Annotated in this window: 18 protein-coding genes and 1 tRNA gene; 15 read left to right on the top strand and 4 right to left on the bottom strand. The window is 42.5% G+C overall.

Going from position 1 to position 20887, the window contains the following annotated elements; all coding sequences use genetic code 11:
* Positions 1 to 110 precede the first annotated feature (110 nt).
* Both apbC and dcd read left to right on the top strand, forming a co-directional pair.
* Positions 111 to 1172, top strand: a complete 1062-nt coding sequence (gene apbC, locus Q4567_RS06545; RefSeq protein WP_303499806.1) for an iron-sulfur cluster carrier protein ApbC — start codon at positions 111 to 113, stop codon at positions 1170 to 1172.
* A gap of 89 nt (positions 1173 to 1261) precedes the next feature.
* Positions 1262 to 1852 carry a dCTP deaminase gene (dcd, locus tag Q4567_RS06540; RefSeq protein WP_216047033.1) on the top strand — a complete coding sequence of 197 codons (591 nt, stop codon included), beginning with the start codon at positions 1262 to 1264 and terminating at the stop codon, positions 1850 to 1852.
* 18 nt (positions 1853 to 1870) lie between these two features.
* Here the strand turns inward: dcd and Q4567_RS06535 are convergent, their stop codons facing one another.
* Complete coding sequence (locus tag Q4567_RS06535) at positions 1871 to 2893, bottom strand: AraC family transcriptional regulator ligand-binding domain-containing protein (RefSeq protein ID WP_216047032.1); 1023 nt, start codon at positions 2891 to 2893, stop codon at positions 1871 to 1873.
* Positions 2886 to 3839 (bottom strand): diguanylate cyclase, encoded by a 954-nt coding sequence (locus Q4567_RS06530; RefSeq protein ID WP_303499805.1) that lies wholly within the window; start codon positions 3837 to 3839, stop codon positions 2886 to 2888. Before Q4567_RS06530 ends, Q4567_RS06535 begins: the two co-directional genes overlap by 8 nt.
* Positions 3840 to 4158: 319 nt before the next feature.
* On the opposite strand from Q4567_RS06530, the gene Q4567_RS06525 reads away from it, so the two are divergent.
* The 6 genes from Q4567_RS06525 (at position 4159) to Q4567_RS06500 (ending at position 11703) form a co-directional block, all read left to right on the top strand.
* On the top strand, positions 4159 to 6849 hold the full coding sequence (locus Q4567_RS06525) for a TonB-dependent receptor (RefSeq protein WP_303499803.1): 2691 nt from the start codon (positions 4159 to 4161) through the stop codon (positions 6847 to 6849).
* A 125-nt stretch (positions 6850 to 6974) separates the two neighbouring features.
* Complete coding sequence (locus Q4567_RS06520; RefSeq protein WP_216047029.1) at positions 6975 to 7943, top strand: tartrate-resistant acid phosphatase type 5 family protein; 969 nt, start codon at positions 6975 to 6977, stop codon at positions 7941 to 7943.
* Between the two features lie 2 nt (positions 7944 to 7945).
* A complete protein-coding gene (locus Q4567_RS06515) occupies positions 7946 to 9883 on the top strand; it encodes a phytase (protein WP_303499801.1) in 1938 nt (645 codons plus the stop codon).
* A 204-nt stretch (positions 9884 to 10087) separates the two neighbouring features.
* Positions 10088 to 10164: transfer RNA gene (locus Q4567_RS06510), tRNA-Pro, on the top strand.
* A 545-nt stretch (positions 10165 to 10709) separates the two neighbouring features.
* Positions 10710 to 10889 (top strand): AlpA family transcriptional regulator, encoded by a 180-nt coding sequence (locus Q4567_RS06505; RefSeq protein ID WP_303499800.1) that lies wholly within the window; start codon positions 10710 to 10712, stop codon positions 10887 to 10889.
* 562 nt (positions 10890 to 11451) lie between these two features.
* Positions 11452 to 11703, top strand: coding sequence for an MbcA/ParS/Xre antitoxin family protein (locus Q4567_RS06500; RefSeq protein WP_303499799.1), 252 nt, complete (start codon positions 11452 to 11454; stop codon positions 11701 to 11703).
* A gap of 170 nt (positions 11704 to 11873) precedes the next feature.
* Here Q4567_RS06500 and cadR read toward each other — a convergent pair whose 3' ends face one another.
* Entirely contained in the window at positions 11874 to 12263 is a 390-nt protein-coding gene (cadR, locus tag Q4567_RS06495) for a Cd(II)/Pb(II)-responsive transcriptional regulator (RefSeq protein WP_216052016.1), read from the bottom strand.
* Positions 12264 to 12344: 81 nt separating this feature from the next.
* Between cadR and Q4567_RS06490 the strand changes: the two genes are divergently transcribed.
* The 7 genes from Q4567_RS06490 (at position 12345) to Q4567_RS06460 (ending at position 20192) form a co-directional block, all read left to right on the top strand.
* Positions 12345 to 12980: a cation transporter gene (locus Q4567_RS06490; RefSeq protein WP_303499795.1), complete on the top strand. Its 636-nt coding sequence runs from the start codon at positions 12345 to 12347 to the stop codon at positions 12978 to 12980.
* A complete protein-coding gene (locus Q4567_RS06485; RefSeq protein WP_303499794.1) occupies positions 12977 to 13336 on the top strand; it encodes a DUF3703 domain-containing protein in 360 nt (119 codons plus the stop codon). The genes Q4567_RS06490 and Q4567_RS06485 overlap by 4 nt, the downstream gene beginning before the upstream one ends.
* On the top strand, positions 13329 to 14213 hold the full coding sequence (locus Q4567_RS06480) for a cation diffusion facilitator family transporter (RefSeq protein WP_303499793.1): 885 nt from the start codon (positions 13329 to 13331) through the stop codon (positions 14211 to 14213). Before Q4567_RS06485 ends, Q4567_RS06480 begins: the two co-directional genes overlap by 8 nt.
* An 87-nt stretch (positions 14214 to 14300) precedes the next feature.
* Positions 14301 to 14696: a hypothetical protein gene (locus Q4567_RS06475; protein WP_303499792.1), complete on the top strand. Its 396-nt coding sequence runs from the start codon at positions 14301 to 14303 to the stop codon at positions 14694 to 14696.
* A 71-nt stretch (positions 14697 to 14767) separates the two neighbouring features.
* Positions 14768 to 16090 (top strand): TolC family protein, encoded by a 1323-nt coding sequence (locus Q4567_RS06470; protein WP_303499790.1) that lies wholly within the window; start codon positions 14768 to 14770, stop codon positions 16088 to 16090.
* Positions 16087 to 17025 (top strand): efflux RND transporter periplasmic adaptor subunit, encoded by a 939-nt coding sequence (locus tag Q4567_RS06465; RefSeq protein ID WP_303499789.1) that lies wholly within the window; start codon positions 16087 to 16089, stop codon positions 17023 to 17025. The genes Q4567_RS06470 and Q4567_RS06465 overlap by 4 nt, the downstream gene beginning before the upstream one ends.
* Before the next feature lie 53 nt (positions 17026 to 17078).
* Positions 17079 to 20192, top strand: coding sequence for an efflux RND transporter permease subunit (locus Q4567_RS06460; protein WP_303499788.1), 3114 nt, complete (start codon positions 17079 to 17081; stop codon positions 20190 to 20192).
* A 450-nt stretch (positions 20193 to 20642) separates the two neighbouring features.
* Here Q4567_RS06460 and Q4567_RS06455 read toward each other — a convergent pair whose 3' ends face one another.
* The gene (locus Q4567_RS06455; RefSeq protein ID WP_303499787.1) at positions 20643 to 20867 is read right to left on the bottom strand and encodes a helix-turn-helix transcriptional regulator; all 225 of its coding nucleotides are present in this window, start codon (positions 20865 to 20867) and stop codon (positions 20643 to 20645) included.
* Between the last annotated feature and the right edge of the window lie 20 nt (positions 20868 to 20887).

Raw genomic sequence — 20887 nt, 5'->3', positions numbered from 1 at the left:
TACGAGTCTTGATTAGTTGAAAAAAGGACGCAAATGGTAACGAAAATGCAGCGTTATTGCATTAGTAAAACAGCATAAAATCACATAAATTGCATCAAAAGGAGTCACCTTTGTCGAATACCCTGTTTAATCAACCCCAGATAACGCAAATTTGTCAGCTTATTGGCCAAATGTTGAGCTTGTCTGAATCGCAAATAACGGATTGTTTGTCTCAGCAAGGACAAAAATTGCAATTTTGTTTCCCATTTGCCTGTGAACAGGATTTTTCACTCATTATGGGCGCTATCGACGAACTTGGGTTAGATTCCAATCACGTGCGATTAAGCTGCGATATTGCGGCCAAAAAAACCAAAGTCAAACGCCTACAAAAGATTAAAAATATTATTGCAGTGGCCTCTGGTAAAGGTGGCGTTGGTAAGTCTACAACGGCAGTGAACCTGGCCTTTGCGTTACAAGCGCAAGGTGCAACGGTTGGCATATTAGATGCCGATATTTATGGTCCATCTGTGCCGATTATGTTGGGTAATCCTGAGCAAAGACCGCAAAGCGAAGATAATAAACATATGATCCCAATCAACTGTAACGGGGTGGTGGCCAATTCGATTGGTTATCTAGTGCCCAGTGATGATGCGACTGTTTGGCGTGGTCCTATGGCAAGTAAAGCGTTACAGCAAATCCTTAACGAAACCCTATGGCCTGAACTGGATTATTTGATTGTTGATATGCCTCCAGGCACCGGCGATATTCAGTTGACTATGGCGCAAATGGTGCCTTTAACTGCTGCAATAGTGGTTACGACACCACAGGACATAGCCTTGGCTGACGCCAAAAAAGGTATCGCGATGTTTAACAAAGTGAGTATTCCTGTTTTAGGTATTATTGAGAATATGAGCTATTACCAATGCCGTAAATGCGGCAATAAAGAGTTTGTGTTCGCCAGTGGTGGCGGGCAAAAATTAGCTGAACAGCAAAGCTTGGAATTACTTGGTCAGTTACCATTAGATATTCAAATCCGAGAGCATGCTGACAACGGTTTACCGTTAATACTTGAACAACCTAATGGTGATTTGGCACAGGCGTATTTGCATGCCGCTAAAAAAATGTCACAACAATTAGCCTACAGCCAAATTTTAAAAAGTGATGATTCAATCCCAATTGTTGAAAAACATTGAACAACCGCACCTAGGCGATCATAATGTGCGCGAATTGAGCTTTAAATTAAAAGCCGCGGATCAAGCGGTACACTTACAGAGAAAATTTCATGCGGTTATGTGATAAAGATATTTTTCAATACATAAAAGAAGGCAAAATTTCGATTTCTCCTGAACCTGATTATTCTGAAATCAGTGGTGTAACCGTGGATATCCGATTAGGTAATAAATTTCGGGTTTTTGAAGATCACACAGCACCTTTTATTGATCTCAGTGGTCCTAAAGCTGAAGTTCAAGAAGCCATGAACACAGTTATGAGCGATGAAATTATTGTCCCTGATGATAAGTCCTTTTTCCTGCACCCGGGTGAATTGGCATTAGCGGTGACGTATGAATCTGTGACGCTACCGGCCAATATTGTTGGCTGGTTAGATGGACGTTCTTCCCTTGCACGCTTGGGATTGATGGTTCACGTTACCGCACATCGCATAGATCCGGGCTGGTCAGGCAATATCGTATTGGAGTTTTTCAATAGCGGTAAACTACCATTGGCGTTAAAACCAAAAATGAAAATTGGTGCCATCAGTTTTGAAGTGTTGTCTGATTTTGCAGAAAAACCCTACAGCAGTAGAGCTGATGCGAAATATCGTAATCAAGATGGAGCTATTGCTAGTCGCATTAGTGCAGACGACAAGTCTTAGAGGTTGGGGTTACTAAACTCAGTAGAGTGGATTTTCAGTCGTCGTTCTGAGTTGGCTAGGCGTTAACCCCGTCCAACGTTTGACTGAACGCCGGAAATTAGGAATATCACTAAACTGCATCAAGTGAGCCGTTTCTTCGTTACTGAGTTGTTGAACTTGGAGTAGGTAGATTGCTTCTTGTTTGCCTACTTCATCATGAATTTGCTGAAAGGTGTAACCATGCTGTTTGAGCTTGCGTTTAAACGTTGCAGGACTCATACAAAATTTCTCGGCTGCTTTTTGTAAGCCACAATCAGAATGTTTTGATATTGTGGTACGCACCGCTTCTATAAATCCTTTGCTTGGCATCGAAACCATCTTGCACTGACGCAAAGCATGGCGTTTTAAGCTATCGCTGCGATTTATACACAAGCTCGCCAGCCATTTTTTATCGAAGCTAATACTCATCGCGGGTTGAGAAAAGTTCAGTCTATGGCCTAAATGAACCTCGTACTCTTGAATATATTTAGGCCGTGGAAATGGAAAGTTAAACTGAAATGGGATGCGCTGACCGAGAATTAATTTAACGGCTGAAACCAGTGCCGTGCAATACAGCTCTGCGATAAATTGAAAGCGCTCTCCACATCCAATCGCATCGGTAATCAATACGTAGTGACGTTGCTGCGAAGCATAGTGTTTAGTGTCTAAAAAAGGGCAAATCTGACTTCTAAGTACGGCCAACACAGTGAATGCATCAGCTAAATTACGACTGTGCATCAATGCATTGGAAATCGCCCCATAATTGCCCGGAAACATACGTTTGCCTAATAAAAAACCACAATCGTGTCCTGGAGTTAATGATTGCGCATTGCCCATAAGTTGCAGCAATTGTAGCGCACTGAGCTTTCTATCTGACACTAAATCTTGATTAAATATGCCTGTGCCACGCAACAGCTTGTGTTTATTGACGTCTCTGGAACGACTGAAGTCCAAAATGCTAGCTGCCAATTGGTGGGCAGGTATAACTTTATCATCAACATAAAAAAAGCGGTTTTCATCCATGTGCCTGTCCACCCTGATTCAGCCCGCTTTGTTTCGGTGTACTCCTTTGATCTTGCTTGAACCTTTCCAACCGTTGGTTAAGGCGCCGCAGTAGGCTTTCTGTTACGTCGCCTAAAATTGCCGACTCTGCAACAAAACTGAGTTGGTGGTAAACTGACTCCCCTGACTGACATGGCTTAAACGCGATACTCGCTATGGCTTTTTTGATTTGGCCGGCTATTTTTTCTGCACTCTGCAAATTAGTGTTAGGCAACAATAATATAAATCGGTCACCTGCATAGCGACAGGCTAGGTCAGTAGCACGCAAGTTCATTAAGATTAAATCTGCTAGCTCACGCAGAAGTTGATCACCTTGAATATGGCCAAATTGGCGATTAAATACATCGAAGTTGTCGATATCTAGCATCACAACTGAAAACTCAGGATTGTGATTGTTTTGCAATTGTGAGTCGATTTGCGTGCGCATATAGTCTGCGCTATACAGCGCTGTAATGAAATCCACTTGGTGATGTTGACGTAACGCTGATTCGCGTTTTTGCAATTGTTTATTGAGGACTAACTGTTCTTTATGCCATTGGAATAACGCGTAACTCATAATAAACATGCCAATTCCAGCTGGAACCGATTCCACCATAGTTAATATGCTTGCGGCATTGTGATAGGACATAAACTCGTCTATTAAGTCCAAGTTGGCAGAAAATAGAAAACAGCTCAGTCCTAATACCAATGCCGAAGTGACTCTACCTGGCGGGCGGCTGACTAACAGGAAAAAAATCCATAACAAGGAAAGCAGCGCGACACTGCCTTCGCCAATAATATCTAGCCATGAAATATCGGCAATGGGTTTGGCTTGCCCTAAACCAATGCTCAAGGTTAACGAAAGTGTCAATGATGCACATGTGACAGAGAACAATCGTTGATGGCGGGCTAGTAAAGAAAAGTTCATGGTAATACTCGGTTGATGCTGTTGGTTTTTATGCTGACATAGTTTTAAACCAGCATAGGGGTCATATTGGCTCAGTAAAATGACAAATTAATGAAGGTGGTTAGCTTTGTTTTAAGTTAATTTCAAAACAGACCGTTTAAAACCTGAGGTCGCTGGGAGGTCAAATAAGCTCATGGAGCTTAAAAGTGCTAGGTAAATTGGTGGTTTTAGCAAGCAACCGCAGAAACTATTTGGTTGCCTGTCATAAAAATGTCATTGCTGCTCATTAGGTTGTCGCGCCAACACATTTAAACCTTAGTTTGCAACCAGAGAACTTACAATGAAAATGATAAAAACCACTTTAGCCTTGGCGTGCTTCGCGGCACTTTCCTGTCAATCTGCTTTAGCTGATGAAGGCGGAATTCAAGGTTTACTCACTGACAAAAGCCAGACTAGCTATATTCAAGGGGCTGAAGTCAATATCAAAGAATTGGGACAAAGCACCGTTTCCAAGCGAGACGGAAGTTTTCGTTTCGCAAATTTGCCTGAAGGTAACTACACCTTAGTTGTGAAATACCTAGGTACTCCAACAATTGAAGTGCCAGTGATTATCAGTGGTGGAAAAATTCTTCAGCAAGATATTAGCTTGGCTGCGCCAGCTAAAGAGTTAGAAAACGTGATTGTCTATGGACAGCGAGCAGGGCAGGCAAGCGCGATCAATTTGCAGCGCGTCGCTGACAGCATTAAGTCGATTGTATCGGCAGATGCGATTGGCCAATTCCCAGACCAGAACGCCGCTGAAGCATTGCAACGTTTACCAGGTTTATCCATTGAACGTGATCAAGGGGAGGGACGTTTTGTCGGTATTCGAGGTATTGATCCCAATCTTAATAATGTGACCATCAATGGTGTCAATGTGCCTTCTCCTGAAGGTGGTGTGCGCTCTGTTGCGTTGGATGTGATCCCCTCTGAGCTTATTCAAGGATTAGAGGTGTCAAAATCAGTTACCTCTGATATGGATGCAGACGCTATCGGTGGGTCAATTGAAGTGAAAAGCTTAAGCGCTTTTGACCGCCAAGGCACGAGCGCCAGTATTAATGTACAGGCCAGTCAAAACCAGTTGCGAGACGAAACAAGTCCAAAAATATCAGGCAGTGTGACCAATGTATTTGATGACGTATTTGGTGTTGCTGCGGCACTGTCATATGCAAAGCGTGATTTTGGCTCTGACAACATTGAATCCAACGGTGATGATGAGATAGAACAACGTTACTACAGCATTTCAAGGGAGCGCATCGGTGCTGCTGTCAACTTGGATTTCCGTCCTGATTTCAACAATCGTTACTATTTACGCACTCTTTATAGCCGTTTCGCTGATGACGAATACCGGATGGCGAATACCTTTACGTTCGATGGAGAAGACTCCGAGATAGAACGAGGGAGCAAAGACCGTGAAGAAACCCAAACGATTTTATCTATTTCAGCCGGTGCAGAACATCATTTAGATGATTGGTTGGTTGAATATCAACTGGGTTATTCAAAAGCAGATGAGGATGATCCGCAAGCGTTGTATTACACCTTCGTGGGTGAAAATATGGCAATCGATTCGGATATGCAAGGACAGATCCCGCAAATAACTCAAGATGCTGCGGCGATGGATTTGGCTAATTATGAGCTAGATGAAGTGAGTTTGGAAAAGAGCCTGGCTGAAGACACTGAAACTATGCTCAAAGCGGATTTCACCCGCATGTTTGACTTGCAAGAGGGGTCATTTGAATTGAAGTTTGGCGCAAAATATCGTGCTCGTGAAAAAACCACAGAAGCTGATATTTTCATCTATGACGGTGATTTTGATGGCATAGATCCCACTATGTTCGCAGCCGCGCAGCCTGATTGGGGATTAGGCAGTTTTGGACCAGGTTTAGACCGTGCAGGGCTACGTAACTACTTCAACCAAAATGGTGCGGGCTTCGAATTAGCGGAACTTGATTCAGAAGTTGAGTCCAATGGGGCGTCATATGTGAGTAACGAAGATATTTTTGCGGCTTATATTATGGGTCGTTATGAATGGCAAAAATTGACCCTAGTGGCTGGGGTCAGATACGAGGATACGGATTTCAATACATCAGGTATGCGCGTAGAGTTAATCGAAAATGAGCAAACTGACGTTGAAGAAGTCGTTAATACACCTTGGAATAGTGAAAGAAGTTACGATCATCTTTTGCCAAGTTTGAATATGCGTTATGAATTCACCGAAAAACTAATTGCTCGAGCGGCTTTTACACAAACCATTTCTCGGCCTAAATTTGAAGATGCAGCTGCGTACCAAATCATTGAATCTAAAACAGAAGAAGATGAAGGCGTGTTCATTACTGAGCGTGAAGCTGAAGTTGGTAATCCAGAACTTAATCCGTTTGAATCGGATAACTTTGATTTAACCTTAGAGTATTACCCTGGTGATATTGGGGTGCTGTCAGCAGGGTATTTTTATAAAAATATCGATAATTTTGTGATCGTTGCCGACGTTGCTGATTTACCTGAATGGGATGGGTTTGACGAAGTCATGCAACCCATTAATGGTGAGTCTGCTAAGGTCAGCGGTGTCGAACTTTCTTGGGTAAAAGCCTTCGATAATGGCCTCTTGCTATCCGCCAATGGGACGTTCTCAAGCTCCGAAGCAATAACCTTATTAGACGGTGAACGCTTTGAAACATCATTGCCTAATCAGTCTGACAAAATTGGTAATTTCACCGTAGGTTATGAAAGCAACTTGGTTAGTTTGCGTTTAACCATGACATACAAAAGTGAAAACTTAGAAGAAATTGACGGTGATCTGATTCGCATGGAAGACAATCATCAGCAATTAGACTTCACTAGTAAGTACTTTATTGAGCAAAATATGTATCTGTATTTTAACGCGATAAATATTACTGACGAAGGTTTCTACAACTATTTTGACCAACGCAGTGTTAATGCACAATACGAAGAGTACGGTCGTACCTTTGAACTTGGATTTAGTTGGATGTTATAGCCTTAAGGTAGCGAACATTTGTTAAATGTTCGCTACTGAGCTTTTATACCGTCGTATCACGACCTAAGTTAAACGAGCCTTAGTATTTTGTGCTGGTTTATCTCATCTCGTAGTTTGGAATAACAATGTTTATTAGATATGTAATATTAGTCGTTTTAAGTGTCACCTCGATTGCGGCCTTCAGTAAGCAGGTTCACGATCAAAACTTTTATAAGAAACACCATGTGCAAGCCTTAGCAACGCCAAAAGATAGCTTTAGCTTTTTGGTGTTAGGTGATTGGGGCCGCAATGGGCATTATCAGCAGCAACCTGTGGCTGATATGATGGATGTGGTCATGCAGCAAATCGACGGCGAATTTATTGCCACCACCGGTGATAACTTTTACTCAAATGGTGTGGCTTCGGTTGATGATCCATATTGGCAAACCTCATTTGAACAGATATACCATGGACCTAATTTATTTGAAGATTGGTATCCTACGTTAGGCAATCATGATTACCGTGGAAATTGGCAAGCGCAAATTGATTACTCAAAACGCAGTCGACGTTGGGAGTTTCCATCTGCGTATTATGCTAAAACCTTTAAGGTAGGTAAAAACACTGAAATGTTAGTGTTATTTATTGATACCAATCCACTTAATCCGGAATACAAAAATCGCGCTAAATATGCCGAAACACAAAAACCAGATGGTGCAAAACAATTACGTTGGATTGAACAACAATTAGCTAACTCAACAGCCAAATGGAATATTGTGATTGGTCATCATCCTCTATATTCCAGCGGTAAACGATTTGGCAAAACAGAAGGGATTCAGCAGGTTTTAGAACCTATATTTGAAAAATATAAAGTAGATGCTTATTTCGCTGGTCACGAACATGATTTACAACATAATCGCCCAGCGGGAAAACTGGTTGAACATTTTGTATCTGGCGCGGGTTCTGAACTGCGCCCGGTTCAACAGCGAGTGTTCACACAGTACGCAAAAAGCGAAGCCGGATTTTTAACTGTTTCGGTTGGAGACAGTAACATGCTAATTCAATTCATCAGTGCCGCTGGCGAGCGTCTCTATCACTACAGCATGGATAAGGAATAAAGATGAAATCAATTTACCTGTGGATTGCCGCGTGTTGCATTCTAAGTGCCTGTCAAACGACGTCACAATCAAGTGCCTCGATAAATCAGATTACCCCTTTATTTAGCGATTCAGTTAATAATCTTGCGGGTAAATCTGCGCTGCCCATTATGCATGATGAAAAGCGATATTGGTTATTGACCAGTGAGACTAAAGGCATTCTATTACTTGATGACCAAGGTCAGTTGCTTAGTACTTTTTCCGGTAACATGGAAATGCTTGACTGGCGTGACAATATCCAGATAGACAATAAAGAATACGGATTAATTACCACTACAGATAATAACTTGCAACAAATCCTAGTGTTAGGTTTGGACTGGCAAACTCAGCAACTATCATTGATGTCTAGGTTATCGCAACCCGAAGGACAAGTAGAAGCTCTTTGCTGGTATCAAATGCCGCAAGGGCATTTGTCAGTTTTCATAGCTGATGCCAAAGGAGTAGTGGAACAACGAATAGTGGTTGATGCCAAAAATCAAACCTTGGTTGATGTGCCTGTCCATGAATTTATCGGCACGCTACAAACCAAAAGTTGTGCAGCTGATGACGAAGCCGGTATTGTATATTTGGCTGAAGAGAATATTGGTCTTTGGCGCTACCCAGCAGATCCTGAAGCTGAATTGGTTCGTGAACTTGTGATTGCGGTGAGTCCTTTTGGGCCAATGGAAGGGGAAGTAAGCCATGTTGATGTATTAGATAATGGCGATGTTTTGGTTAGCGCTCCGGATCAACAAGGAGTCTGGCATGTCGAGGCTGGGAATAACGCAAATGCTCATTTTATTCCGTTAACCGGTGCCGATAAGCCAGAAACAAGCAATGGTGTATTGCAATCATCGAACTTGGTATTAGGGATTTTTGATGATCAAAGTTCAGCGTATTCTCGAGCACAACTGAATATCTCAACTACAAACAGAGAAATCCAAGCATCTGAATTTGGCAGCGTTACTCCATTTGCACAAACAGAACCTATGCAGGTATTTGGTGATGCCGCTGATGATCCGGCAATTTGGATAAACTCCGCCGCGCCAGAACAAAGTCGCATACTAGGTACCAATAAAAAGCAGGGCATGATGTTATATGACTTGCAAGGTAATTTACTCCAGGAACTCAATGTAGGCAGAGTGAATAATGTGGATATTCGGTATGGTTTTAAATTAGGTAACCGAACTTTCGATTTAGCCGCGGCCAGTAATCGCACCACTAATAGCATTAGCTTGTTTGCATTGCAACAAGATAGCGGTGAAATGTCATTTTTGTCTGATATTAAAACGGATTTAGCGGATGTTTATGGCCTGTGTATGTATCAGCAAGAAGACCAATACCATGTTTTTATAAATGACACCGATGGACGTTTTCAGCAGTATTTATTAAAGCCAAACAACAATGAGGTTGGAGCCAAATTAATCAGGGAATTTCGAGTACCAAGTCAACCTGAAGGCTGTGTTGCCGATGATACTAATCAGCAACTCTACTATGGTGAAGAATCCACTGGGGTTTGGCAGATTAGCGCACGTCCAACTAAAGCAGGAGCTAGGTTAATCGCTACCACCTCTAGTAACTTTGTTGCTGATGTTGAGGGAATGGGCATTTACAACATGGATGGGAAACGTTATTTAGTCGCATCTAGTCAAGGAAACAACAGCTTCGGCGTATTTGCACTGGATCAGAATAATCGTTATTTAGGCAGTTTTCGGATTGATATGGATTTAACTGCTGGAATAGACGGTGTCTCTGAAACTGACGGTTTAGAAATTACATCATTAAGCTTAGGAGCGAATTTACCCGACGGGTTATTGGTCGTGCAGGATGGTCGAAATAGACTGCCCAATGCTCCACAGAATTTTAAGCTGGTGGACGGAGTGTTAATTAAGCAGCTTATAAAGCAGTGGCTAAAGAACTAATGACTTAGTCTTTTGCAAAATATTAAGATCAAAGACCCCGTTTTCGAACGGGGTTTTTTGAACGTTTTTTAAGCACCACTTACAAATAGCTCTCATTCCAGCAACAAAAATCCAAAAAAAACGCTCAAACACCTACCAGTTGGCCACTCAAACGATATTTGCCGTTGCAAAGTGTCGAAAAATAAGTAAACTGCGCAGCTCGGTCGGTGTGTAGCGCAGCTTGGTAGCGCACTGTCATGGGGTGTCAGGGGTCGGAGGTTCAAATCCTCTCACACCGACCAATTCTATTTACTCCATGGCGTAGTAATCACTATCAAAAGTATATTACTTTTCTTATAAGGGGCCGTTTAAGGGCCACTCAAAAAAACTGGCTCTACCCCATTAACGGGGGATCAGTATTCATCTCGTTATCCAATATAATCTTTTATTTAAATTTGTATTTAACTAAATATCTAACTCATATTTTTGAGCTATTTATACAAATTTGCCCATTGGCATTATCGTTCAATTATTTATCTGATAGATATTCATAATAGCGATATCACATTTTTGACAAAATACCACAAGCTACACAGTTTTTAGTTTCCACAAGCTACTAATGAGGAATTCCGTAAATTTTTCATTTTGATAATTTGGGAACTAACATCATTAAATTTTCAATGAATTAAACGACTTAAATCTCATCGAACTAATCTTTGGGATTTGTTTAAGTTGTTGAAAAATATAAATTTAATTATTTTCTTCACTGTGTGATGTATAATTCAAATATTACGATAGAATTCTTTTTGTCAATGATGACGAACAACACTTCGTAAGGATTATGAAAATGAACTTAATTACAGATCATCAATTAAAAAAAGAGTTGGGGATATCGGAATCTACTATCAGGCGATATATTGAAAGTGGGATTATTCCACTACCGTTCAAACTTGGTGCTAAGAAATACTGGCTGAAAGAAGATCTAGAGAACTTTTTTAAATCTTTAGCTGAGGCTGCAAGGAGTTAAGTTTTTATAAGGCTAAATCATATTTGGCCTTATTTTAGTCACTCAGTCGAAATTCGGCTTCGATCGATATATAGTCTTTTAACCTAAACTATCTACACTTAGATTGTTTAGGTTATGTGCTCATTGCATACGAATATTGAGCGATATTCATTTGATATATTAATGAGATAAGGAGTAAGCAATCAAGAGCATTTGTTTACCTGTTATCTCGAGGACATAATTTTAGGGGGGATCAAGGAGCATTTTCGCGCGTACGCGTAATAGTTGGCTATTGCTAGAAAGCGCAGCGCCAATAGGCAGTAAAATGGCGTTAGTGAGAGGCGTGGCTTATCCAGGTTAGGGTTTAAATAGTGATTTCCAACCTTGGAATTCAAATAACTCAAACACCTTTGCGAAATGTACAAATAATGTGCTATTTTATAGCCTATACACAGGTCTTTTAGAGCGTTGATGTCGCCTCTCGATAGATTATCGCCAAAGAGGGTAATAAACGAAAGAACCTGACTAGTTTCAAGCAAAAGCATCTCTAAGTGCTTTATAAGCCCTTAAAAAGTAGAATGTAATGAACAAACAGCATAAAGCAGAGTTAGAATTGGATGATTTGTTTTACGGTGATTCTCTATCAGATGATTTACAGAAGGTCACAAGTGAAGTCATTGACTATTTTGGGACAATCGAAGGAGCAAAATCTTGGTTAGTTACTAAAAATATAGGGTTAGGCTCTGTTGCTCCAATCTCTTTACTTTCGACTGAAGCTGGTATTGAACGCGTTCGAAATAGTATAGTCAAACTAGCGCATGGAATGACAGCTTAGAGCGATCAACGGACATTCGACCTACCTCAGTCGAACGGCTGCTTTGCCCAAGATAGCGGACGTAGCTATTTATTGTGTATTGGTTACTTTATCTAATATCAATTAGCGAACCATGTACCATTATGAAACCTTAGGCAAACGTAAAACTACAAGACTTGTAGATATAAGTATCACTCTTCAAGCAACTGCAATACCCCACATTCTTTAACTTTTCTATCATCTGTGCATGCCGAGGCCATCTCAGATAGGGTAAGTTTTAGCTCCTCAAGCTCTGCAATGCGATGTGTGACGTCAACCATATGTTGATGGATCAAATTATTTACACTAGAACAACTTTTATCGGGATTATTTTTTGTATCCAACAGCTGTTTAATTTCTATTATGGTCAAATCTAATGAGCGACATTGTTTAATGAATCGCAGTGCTCTCAACGATGATGCGTCGTAAATTCTGTAGTTGCCTTCACTGCGATTGCAAGCCTCAAACAAATTCTGTTTTTCATAAAAACGGATCGTCTGAATAGAACACCCACTTTTTTTTGATAGCTCACCTATTTTCATAAACGTGCCTTTGTGCTGTTGACCCTATACTAGGTATAGACTTTACACTGTAGCTATACTTTTGGGAATAGGAGTTGGACAATGAGTGGATGCGGCTGTGAAGTGGAAATTAAAGATGCCTCACAAAAACGGGTTCTATATTGGCTGCTCGGCATCAATGCGACGATGTTTTTCGTTGAGATGACCGTGGGTATTTTGGCTGACTCTACTGCTTTGATAGCAGACTCTATGGACATGCTAGCGGATGCGGTTGTTTACGGCATAGGTATTTATGCTGTGGGTAAATCTATACTTCACAAAGCCAAAGCTGCACAAGTCAGTGGTTACTTTCAGTTATTGCTGGGCGTGATCATTCTCATTGATATTACCAGAAGATTATTTTTGGGCAGTGAGCCTATCTCATCATTAATGATAGGAATGGGTTTCATTACCCTAATTGCAAATGTCGCTTGCTTGATGATTATTCGAAATCATAAAAATGACGAAGTACATATGCGAGCTAGCTGGATTTTTTCAGCTAACGATGTCATTGCCAACATGGGTGTCATCATGGCCGGAGTTTTAGTGGTATGGCTTGATAGCAGAGTACCGGATCTGGTTATCGGCTGTATAGTGTCGATTGTCGTGCTGCGCGGAGCGTGGATGATCCTGAAAGACGCCAAGCAGGAAGTAATTAATAACGAAGTACAGAAAGGTAAAGTGGGTGAGCCACTATGACACACAATAAAGCCGTTAAGCCGCATATCGATTCCAAATTGACAGATTACTCAGATGCAATGTCTAACAATAATGAGAGGCAGGCATTTGCAGCGCTGGAGGATGCGCATGTAATTGGTCAGCACTCTACTTATTACCATTGTTTAATTCATTATAAAATGCTGCGACATGTTCTTCTAAACAAAGATTGGAGAGCCGTTTTTGGACAAGTAATAAGAATAGCTGGTGCTGCAACCAAAACAGCTATCGGCCTTGTACCTAAAGGGAATACAGGCGGCACTGACATCAGCCCTTTTAAGCGACTGCCAATCAACGCTGAAAATCAAGCGATATTGGACAAAATCAACCATGCATAATCATAACCACAGTCAAAGTGATAACAGCGCATCAAAACGTATTGGCTGGGCATTTTTCTTGAATGTCGTATTCACTATCATTGAATTTATCGGCGGATGGCTGACAAACAGCACGGCTATAATGGCCGACGCAGTGCATGATTTGGGCGATAGTTTATCCATTGGTACTGCTTGGGGCTTAAATAAACTCAGTGATAAAGAAGCAACCAATACATTTTCCTATGGCTATAAACGCTTTTCACTTCTTGGTGCATTGATCAACGGGTTAGTGTTAACGACTGGCTCAATATGGATCTTATTCGAAGCTATCCCAAGGCTTTCAGCACCCGAAATGCCGCAAGTCGAAGGCATGTTACTCCTGTCAATTTTTGGCATCGCCGTTAATGGATTTGCTGCGTATAAACTTAGCGAAGGGAACTCCTTAAACGAGCGTATCTTAAACTGGCATTTGCTTGAAGATGTTTTGGGTTGGGTGGCAGTGCTGATCGTATCGATTGTGCTGATGTTTAAGCCATGGCCAATTTTAGATCCTATCTTATCCATTGGCTTCACGTTATTCATTATATTCAATGTAGTTAGAAATCTAAAAGAAACCTTATTGTTATTCCTGCAAGCCACGCCAGATGCTAAGCAGATGGAGGAAGTGCGTAAAGTGCTCATGTCATTTGATGATGTGGCGGATATACATCATTTTCATATCTGGTCTCTGGACGGTGAACATAGCGTCATGACGGCACATGTGGAGTTGAAACAAGATGTTTCGGTTTCTCAGTTGAGAACACTTAAAGACGAACTTCGCCAAGGCCTTGATGAGTTTGATTTTGTGCACACTACCATTGAAATTGAATTTGCCAATGAAGATTGTCGTGATGAGTAATATAACGATTGAAATGCTTTGTTTAGGTTGGTTGATTGGTCTTAGTTAGATTACCTGTTAATATTAAAAAGATGAGAGTAGATAGATATGTTTAGTGTAAGGGTGACAAGTTACCTGCTGATTTCGCTGATTTTTTTTCAGTCGTTTTCTGCTGTCGCCAAGTCCTTGGATTTTCATGCTATCGACTCGCAACATCTAGGCGAAATACATGAACATCAGGCAGGAGATAACACAGCTTCTGTGAAGACGCATGTTCAACTGCAATCTAACGAACTACTTGATACTGATAACGCCACCGTAGATATTTCTCACAATCCTGCTGATTGCCACCATTGTGGTCACTGTCATGGAACCCATGCCCAATGGCTTGGAAATAACACCGCAATTGAACTTGCTTCTGTTGCCACCGATCACGGCTTCTATTACTTATCAAAAGTAGTAGATGCACCGGTCACGCAATTACTACGCCCACCTAAAGCATAACCCTGAACTAATCAAACACCGTTCGCCAGCAGCTTGGCGATATATATTTTTGATAATTTAGGAATAAAACAATGATGCATATTTCATTGAGACGCCCTATGCGTTTGCACGCTTGGGTGATTTCCACGATGCTTGTCCTTTTGACAACACACACTGTGGTCGTAGCACAAACAAACAGTATTACCAATCGCGAAATGACCTTGCAAAGTGCCATACAGCGAACATTAGCGAATTCGCCTGAGTTGCATGAGTTCACATATAGGCAACAAGCGATTGAGGGAGAAATTAAAACTGCGTCTCTTAAACCAGCCCTCAACGTAGGTATTGAAGTGGAAAACTTCTTAGGAACAGGCGAGGTCTCAGGCATTAAGGACACCGAGTTGACTCTCACATTGTCGTCGGTCATTGAATTGGGCAATAAACTTAACTCACGTAAGGCGTTTGCTAAGGCACAATCAACCCTCGCCGAAGCACAAAAACAAGTGGACACCTTGGATGTACTGGCTGAAGTGACACGTCGCTACATCGATGTATTGGCGCAACAAGCGTTAATTGACGCGCAAAAAGATACAGAAACTCTTGCTCGATATACCTATCAAGCTGTCACAAAACGCGTGGATGCAGGTGCTTCCCCTGCATTTGAACAGAAACGCGCTGAAGCAGCTTTAGCAAGATCCAGATTGGATGTGGTGACCGCACAGCAAACTAAGCAAGCCATGATAAATAGTCTGGCTATTATGTGGGGGGAAAAAGATCCCTCTTTTACTGATGTGGAGGGTGACTTATTTGCGCTGCAATCGTCTCCTTCGTTAACCGCGCTTTTTACCACCGTATTGGACAGTCCCAATCTTGAGGTCTATGCGCAAGAATCGAGATTGCAGGCATCTCAAGTCCGTCTTACTCAAGCAGCTAATCAATCGGATTTAAGCTGGACGGCTGGTATCAGGCGCATGAATGGCATAGATGAAACAGCCTTTGTAGCAGGCCTGAGTATGCCTCTGTTTGCCGGTGACCGAAACCTTGGCGAGTACGAAAAACAGCGAGCAATTCAGGCACAGCTGGTACAACAAAAAGAGTCAGCGACACAAAAACTATACCATCAGCTAAATATGGCCTTGATGGTCAGAAACAATGCGCTGCTCAATGTACAGACACTGCAAAACTCTATTATCCCACCCTTAGTCCAAGCGCTGGAATTAGTAGAACAAGCCTATTTAAACGGTCGATTCAGCTACCTTGAATGGGTGAGTACACGTCAAGAACTACTCAATGCCAAACAAGCCTTAATTCAATCAGCGAAGCAAGCTCATCAGCGTGGTGCAGATATCGAATCACTGACTGCACAGCCTCTTGTGGATACGATCAACACCTCTTTTTCGAGTAAAGCAAAATGAACAAAAATATATTAATTAAGAAGCAAAACACTCTGTTAGTTTTCATTGTTTGTAGTGCCTTGGGATTTTTTTCAAGCACCACAATACAAGCATCAGAAGGCGAACATGGTAAAGAGGAAGCCCATAAGGGGGAGCGCGTATTCATGTCAGATAGCATGGCGCAAAAAATGGGCATAATGACGCAAAGTGTGCAAACGGGTAGCCTCACTATTACCACCACTGTCTACGGAAATATCGTGACCGACCCTGCTTCACTGAGTCATGTGCGTGCACGATTCGACGGTATGGTGACCAAGGTCAATGCAAATTTAGGTAACAAAGTTAAAAAAGGAGAGACGCTAGCAGTCGTTGAATCCAACGAAAGCCTTAAAAGTTACCCTGTTGCCGCGCCGTTTTCAGGCACCGTGATTGCCAGACATGCCAATGAAGGCGAGTTATCCAATGGCCAAGTGTTATTTTCAATCGCAAACTATGATGACGTGTGGGCACAGCTTAAAGTCTTCCCACAACAGCTATCAGATATTGCAGAGCTGCAACCCGTTCAGCTTAGCCTGTCAGGGGCAGCGTTAGACACCACTATCCAACATATCTTACCCTCACCAGATGAAAAACCGTATATATTGGCGTATGCCAAAATAGCTAATACCTTAGGTCAGTGGCCGGTTGGCGCGGCTATCAAAGGGCTTGTGACAATCAACAAATTTGATGTCGCCATGATGGTGCCTAAAACGTCGATTCAAGAGTTTGAGGGGGCTTCTGTCGTGTTTGTCAAAGAAGGTGGCGAATACCGTCCCGTGCCCGTTACCTTAGGTCAACAAGATAACCACAATATTGAAGTGTTATCAGGTCTGCACATTGCAGATGTGATTGTCAGCCAGAACAGCTATCTGTTTAAAGCCGATTTAGAAAAGTCGGAGGCCGGTCATGACCACTAATAACTCAATGCTATTTACTTGGTCATGCGTCTCAGTTATTGGGGGACGAACACATGATTGAATCCATTTTACGTTTATCCATAGAGCGACGAGGGATAATGCTAATGTTGATCTTCCTTGTGCTGGGCATGGGGATATTCAGTTATCAAAAATTACCTATCGATGCGGTACCCGATATCACCAACGTGCAAGTGCAAATCAATACACAAGCACCGGGTTATTCGCCTTTGGAAACCGAGCAGCGGATCACATTCGTAGTAGAAACAGCACTGGCGGGATTACCTGACCTGTCCTACACCCGCTCTTTATCTCGCTACGGACTATCTCAGGTAACAGCGGTATTTGATGAAGGCACTGATCTGTATTTTGCACGTAATCTCATCAATACCCGATTAGGTGCAATCAAAAGTCAGCTACCTGAAGGGTTAGAGCCTGAAATGGGACCTATCGCTACTGGGTTGGGTGAAATCTACATGTATACCTTGCGAGCCAAGCAAAATACCATGCAAAAAAACGGTGAGCCGTACGATGCAACGGCGCTTCGCGAGATACACGACTGGATCGTAAAACCGCAGCTCGCACTGGTTAAGGGGATCACTGAAGTCAACGCCATTGGCGGTTTCGTAAAACAATATCATGTGAATCCTGAACCACAGAAAATGCTGAATTTTGACATTGGTCTAAGTGATATCCATCGTGCGCTGGAGCGAAACAACACGAATCAGGGGGCGGGGTTTGTTGAGCGAAATGGGCGACAAATACTGGTGCGCTCACAAGGTCAACTTCAGACACTTAGCGATATAGAAAATGTGGTAATAAAACGCATTAATACTGTCCCCGTTGCGGTGAAAGACATTGGCAGTGTAGTTATTGGTAAGGAGCTGAGAACGGGTGCGGCAACGCAGGAGGGTGAAGAGACCGTTTTAGGTACAGCAATGATGCTAGTCAGCGAAAACTCACGAGCCGTTGCCCAATCCGTTGCCAAAAAGGTGAAGGACATTCAATCCAGCTTACCTGATGGTATTGTCATTGAGCCAGTCTATGACCGTACCCTATTGGTCGATAAAGCTATCGAAACGGTTCAGAAGAATTTAGTAGAAGGTGCGTTATTAGTCATAGTGATCTTGTTCATATTGCTTGGCAATATTCGCGCCGCGCTCATCACTGCGGCAGTTATACCGCTGGCGATGTTGGCGACCATTACAGGGATGGTTAATACAGGTGTGTCTGCCAACCTAATGAGCCTTGGCGCATTGGACTTTGGATTAATTGTCGATGGTGCGGTGATCATCGTAGAGAACTGTATCAGGCGGTTATCCGAGTCTCAGAAACGCACAGGCACAGTCTTGCCACTTAAAGAGCGGCTAGAACTGGTTTTTCAAGCGACCAACGAAGTCATTCGTCCTAGCTTATTCGGTGTATTGATTATTACTGTCGTGTATATCCCGCTGTTCTCATTGACAGGCGTTGAGGGCAAGATGTTCCAACCAATGGCGGCAACGGTCATCATGGCGCTGATAGCAGCGATGCTGTTCTCCATTACCATTGTACCGGCGGCAGTCGCGATGTTTATGGCAGGTAAAGTCAGTGAGAAAGAAAGCTTCATTATTGTTGCAGCTAAATCCGCCTATCGTCCTATCATTAATCTTGCACTGAAATTACGCTGGATAGTGCTTTTCGGCTCAGTCGTGCTGGTAGTGGGCAGCTTATGGTTGGCAACGCGATTAGGCTCTGAGTTTGTTCCCCAGCTTGACGAAGGAGACATCGCACTGCACGCCATGCGAATACCGGGCACAGGTATTGAACAAGCCGTCGCAATGCAAAAAACACTTGAATCTACCTTGATGGAATACGAACAGGTACTCACAGTGTTTGCGAAAACCGGTACCGCAGAAGTAGCTACCGATGCGATGCCGCCCAACGTAACCGATACCTTTGTGATGCTAAAACCACGAGCGCAGTGGCCTGATCCTAACCTATCAAAAGCTGATTTCGTGGAAACCCTTGAGCGAGATTTACAAGCGGTGACAGGCAATAACTATGAGTTTACCCAACCTATCCAAATGCGTTTTAACGAGTTGATAAGTGGGGTAAGGGCTGACCTTGGTATAAAAGTCTTCGGAGATGATTTAACCACGCTGGTTGCTTCTGCAAACGACATCTTAACGGTTTTACAATCAATTGACGGCGTGGCGGATGCACGACTTGAACAGGTCGATGATATCCCTATCTTCACTATCAACCCTAAGCTAGTCGAGTTGGCACGTTATGGATTGGACGTGGCCGATTTGCAGGAGTGGTTGGCGTCAGCTATCGGTGGTAATACTGCTGGCTTAATTTTTGAGGGAGATAGACGCTTTGAGTTGCTTGTGCGATTTGGTGAAGGTATCCGCACAGATTTAGATGCCATTGGCAGCACTCCTATCATTACATCGGATGGGGAATTTGTGCCGTTATCAGAAGTCGCTACGCTGGGGTACTCGTCTGTTCCCAATCAAATCAGTCGAGAAAACGGTAAGCGCAGAGTCGTGGTTACCGCCAATGTCAGAGAGCGCGACTTAGGGAGCTTTGTTGACGAAGCAAAAATCAAAATAACCGAACAGGTTTCACTCCCAGCAGGCTACTGGCTGGATTATGGTGGCACGTTTGAGCAGCTTGAAAGTGCCAGTCAGCGACTGTCTATCGTGGTGCCTGCCACGCTTTTTCTGATACTTGTGTTACTGGTAGTCGTGTTTGGCTCATTTCGTGATGCCTTGATCATCTTCACTGGTGTGCCTTTAGCCTTAACAGGAGGTGTTTTCGCGCTCTGGATGCGTGACATGCCACTGTCTATATCTGCCGGAGTCGGGTTTATTGCGCTCTCTGGTATTGCGGTACTAAACGGCCTAGTGATGTTGTCATTTATTAAACAGCGAGTACTAGAAACAGGTGACTTAATTAACTCAATCGTTGACGGAGCTATCACAAGATTGCGTCCGGTTTTGATGACAGCACTGGTAGCAAGCTTAGGCTTTATTCCCATGGCACTTAATGTCGGGACTGGCGCTGAAGTGCAAAGACCGCTTGCAACGGTGGTGATTGGCGGGATCATCTCGTCCACCATTCTAACATTGGTGGTTTTGCCTATTTTGTATCGGATGATGCACTCCAAATTAACCAGAGTGTGATTGTTGGGCACCGTATTGCAGAAAATACGGTGCTCTTCGTCTGGAAATTCAAAACAACTGAAAATGATTACTGAATTGTGTATTCACCAATAAGAAGCTGATTGTCCGGAATACTACAATTACCACCAATTCAATCAAGGTCGAATGACGACCCGCAAATGAAACAAACATCTCAGTAACGTTCAACACTCGACCGACCGCTTTTAGGCTCAAAGCTGCCAGTAAGAGAAGTTCTTCTATAAGACCACTATTGGCACAAAACTGCCGTTCAATATTAGTTTGACTTCGGCCACAAGCAGATGCACAAATACTTCTAGCCTATTTCCGTTAATGAGTATTCACGAAGTTGTTGAACTGCTGTAAGTACAAATCCAACTTTATAATCGTGTAGATTTGCAAAATTTAGTTTTATATATGCATTCAGTTAAAGCAAAGCTTAGTCTCACCTGTTTAATCTTCATCTTCAAATGTCAGTATGTCTTCAATTGGGCATTTAAAGTATTTGCATAGTTTATCTATTATATCCGTTTTAGTTGGGCGCAACGGGTCGCTTTTTATTCTTAACAAGGTTATTCGGCTAATACCGCAAGCTTCGGCAACCTCATCAATGGTAAGACTATTACCATCCTCCGCCGCTTTTTCTAATAATTTTTGTTTTAAATTTATTCTAATCATTGCCACTACAACCAATAGTA

The organism is Aliiglaciecola sp. 2_MG-2023 (assembly GCF_030548145.1).
In the GTDB taxonomy this organism is placed as follows: Bacteria; Pseudomonadota; Gammaproteobacteria; order Enterobacterales; family Alteromonadaceae; genus Aliiglaciecola; species Aliiglaciecola lipolytica_A.
This window is presented reverse-complemented; position numbering and strand designations above follow the sequence as displayed.